Source organism: Aestuariivirga sp., from assembly GCF_044239095.1.
In the GTDB taxonomy this organism is placed as follows: Bacteria; Pseudomonadota; Alphaproteobacteria; order Rhizobiales; family Aestuariivirgaceae; genus Aestuariivirga.
Map to the genome: position 1 here is coordinate 1 of NZ_JBIICB010000370.1, position 3,225 is coordinate 3,225.

A 3,225-nucleotide genomic window follows, 5' to 3' on the forward strand; every position below is an offset into this window, starting at 1 on the left:
GGAGCCCCATTTTCAACCTTAGATATGCGCTGGCGCGGCAGCCCGGTTTTCGAGCGTTTTTCTGCTTTTGATTTTTCCGTTTTGTTTTGATTCGGCGGGGTCCAAACCCCTGAATTCATTGGACATGACCCCCGAGTTGATGGGTTTTGGCCATTTTGATTTCGGCCCTGCCACAGGCGTTTTGATTTCGGCGCCATGCCGACGCCATCCACGATGAGGTTCCGATGATCGTCACCGACATGGCCGTCGAGAGCCTGGTGCCCTATGCCCGGAACCCGCGCAACAACACTGCCGCCATCGATGCCGTGAAGGCCTCTATCGCCGAATTCGGCTTCCGCCAGCCTATTGTGGTGGACGAGAAGCTGGTGGTGATCGTAGGGCATACGCGGCTTGAGGCCGCCAAGCAGCTAGGCCTGAAGGTGGTGCCTGTGCATGTCGCCGAGGGCCTCACGCCGGCCCAGGCAAAAGCCTACCGCATCATGGACAACCGCTCGCACGAAAATGCCGAGTGGGACGATGAACTCCTGCGGCTTGAGTTCGGGGATCTGAAGCTCGACGATTTTGACCTTGCGCTGACCGGCTTCGTTTCCGAAGAGCTCGACAAGCTCCTGGGCGCGGAGCAGATCGAGGGTCTGACTGACCCGGACGAGGCACCCGAGGTTCCCGCCGAAGCTGTCAGCCAACCGGGCGACCTCTGGATCCTTGGCGATCATCGTGTGCTCTGCGGCGACTCCACCGTGATGACGGATGTCGAGAAGCTGATGGGCGGCCAGCTCGCGGACATGAGTTTTTGCGACGCGCCTTACAACGTCGACTATGGCAACAGCGCCAAGGACAAGATGCGCGGCAAGGACCGCCGCATCCTCAATGACGCGCTGGGCGAGGGGTTCTACCAGTTCCTCTACGACGCATGCGTCAACCTGCTAATGGTGACCAAGGGCGCCTGTTATCTCAGCATGAGTTCCTCGGAACTCGACACCCTGCAGCGCGCTTTCAAGGCGGCCGGCGGCAAGTGGTCGACCTTCATCATCTGGGCCAAGAACACCTTCACGCTGGGACGCGCCGACTACCAGCGCCAGTACGAGCCGAGGGGATGTCCCGAACTCTGTTGAAAATGCCGAGGCTGTGGTCATGGTGTGCGGCGCGCAGATGGGCAAGTCGCTTGCCCTCGATACGCCGCTGCCCACGCCGCAAGGCTGGACGACCATGGGGGAGGTGCAGCCGGGAGACGTCCTGTTCGATGAACGGGGTACGCCCTGCAGGGTCACGATCGTCAACCCGGTCCAGCAAGGGCGCACCTGTTATAGCGTCGTCTTCGATGACGGCGAGGAAATCATTGCCGACGCCGATCATCTCTGGACGGTCACCACCGACCGCTGGGCGCGTGACGGAGGCCGGCGGCAGGAGACGCTAACCACTTCGCAGATGATTGACCGAGGCGTCCATCTGCACAATGGCGCCGCGCGCTTTGCGATTCCGGTTGCCGGGGCCCTGCAGCTTCCGAAAGTTGAGCTCCCAGTCGATCCATACATTCTCGGCGCATGGCTTGGCGATGGAAATAGCCGGGCGACAAGGATCACCATCGGGCAGGCGGATTTCGATGCAATGACCGGGTTGCTCGAGTCGCACGGCGTTGAATGTCATGCCAAATGGTATGGAAACACGGCGGGTAGCGCGTGGGATGTCCGACTGGCATTGAAAGGTGTTGAAAGCCGGGGGCCTGATGGTTTGAAGCAGCGCCTGCGGCGGCTGGGCGTCATCAAGAACAAGCACATCCCGGCACTCTATCTTCGAGCGTCCGCCGCGCAGCGACTGGAATTGCTTCGTGGCCTCATGGACACGGACGGCGGCGTATCGAATGGAAAAGCCGAATTCTGTTCGAAGTACGAGGCGCTTGCGCTTCAGGTCTTCGACCTGGCTGTGAGCCTCGGGTTCAAGCCGAGGGTACGCAACCGCTTCTCTGCGAAGTACAAGACGCCATTCTATTGCGTTCACTTTCTCGCCTACCAGGAGCGCTCCCCGTTTCATCTGCCGCGCAAGACAGTCAAACTTGGTTCGGTTCACCACGCCCGCAGCCGACCGTACCTCGCCGAGTTGCGTTACATCCGCGACATTGTTCCAGTTCCGTCGGTTCCGGTACGGTGCATTGGAGTCGATAGCCCTTCGCATCTCTACCTTGCCGGCTATCGCATGGTGCCGACGCACAACACGGATGGGCTGCTCGATATCATGGGCGCGCGCCTCGACCAGCGCCCAGCGCCCATATTGTACGTGGGTCCGATTAGGGACTTCCTGACCGACCAGTTCGAGCCGCGCCTCATGAGCCTGCTGGACGAGGCGGAGACGCTGTCGGCCAAGGTCGTGCGCGGCAAGCGCATGAAGAAGACGCTGAAGATCGTGGCCGGGGTGCCGGTGCGCCTAGCGCATGCGGGATCCTCGGCGGCGCTCAAGTCCAGTCCCGCCGCGCTCGCGCTGGTCGACGAGTACGACGAGATGCTGGCCAATGTGAAGGGGCAGGGCGATCCGCTCGGCCTGGTCGAAGCCCGTGGCGAAACCTATGCGGACTTCGTCACCGCCATCACGTCCACGCCGTCGCGCGGCCTGATCGAAACCGAGCTGGATGAGCGAAGCGGGCTCCGCTTCTGGAAGGTCGCTGTACCCGAAGCGGTCGAAAGCGCCATCTGGAGACTCTGGCAGTCGGGCACTCGGCATCATTTCTGCTGGCCGTGCCTGCACTGCGACAAATACTTCGTACCGCGCTTCGAGCAGATGCGCTGGCCGGAGAACGCCACGCCGGCGGAAGCTGGGAAGGCGGCCCAGCTGGAATGTCCCCATTGCGGTGGGCTGCACCAGGATGCCGACAAGCAGGAGATGAATGCCCGGGGGCTTTATGTCGCCCCGGGACAATGGGTAGAGGAAGGAGAAGTCCGGGGCGAGCCCCCTGACAATGCGGTGATCAGCTTCTGGGCCAGCGGGCTTGCCAGCCCCTTCGTTTCCTGGGGTATTCGCTGAACGTCCAGCGTATTCCCGATGGTGAGCTCGCATCGACGCCGATCGGTGCCAGGACATTGCTCAAACCCCTGAGCCCGATCCAGCTGGCGGTGCTGACGCGAGAGAGGGGATCGGGATCGGTGGGCAGCCAGGTGAGTGTGGGCATCGCCGCGGCGAAGCACACCGCATGCTCCCCTGTTCCACAGCCGATCTCCAGCACCGTTCCACGTGCCG

3 protein-coding genes are annotated in these 3,225 nt (G+C 62.0%); 2 read left to right on the forward strand and 1 reads right to left on the reverse strand.

The window, feature by feature from the left end; translation table 11 throughout:
* Positions 1 to 224 precede the first annotated feature (224 nt).
* Positions 225 to 1,112, forward strand: coding sequence for a ParB N-terminal domain-containing protein (locus ACILRA_RS21310; RefSeq protein WP_395664052.1), 888 nt, complete (start codon positions 225 to 227; stop codon positions 1,110 to 1,112).
* A gap of 19 nt (positions 1,113 to 1,131) precedes the next feature.
* On the forward strand, positions 1,132 to 3,012 hold the full coding sequence (locus ACILRA_RS21315) for a phage terminase large subunit family protein (protein ID WP_395664053.1): 1,881 nt from the start codon (positions 1,132 to 1,134) through the stop codon (positions 3,010 to 3,012).
* On the opposite strand, the gene ACILRA_RS21320 is transcribed toward ACILRA_RS21315, so the two are convergent.
* A partial coding sequence (locus tag ACILRA_RS21320; protein ID WP_395664054.1) for a DUF938 domain-containing protein occupies positions 2,957 to 3,225 on the reverse strand: 269 nt, incomplete at its 5' end. The genes ACILRA_RS21315 and ACILRA_RS21320 overlap by 56 nt on opposite strands.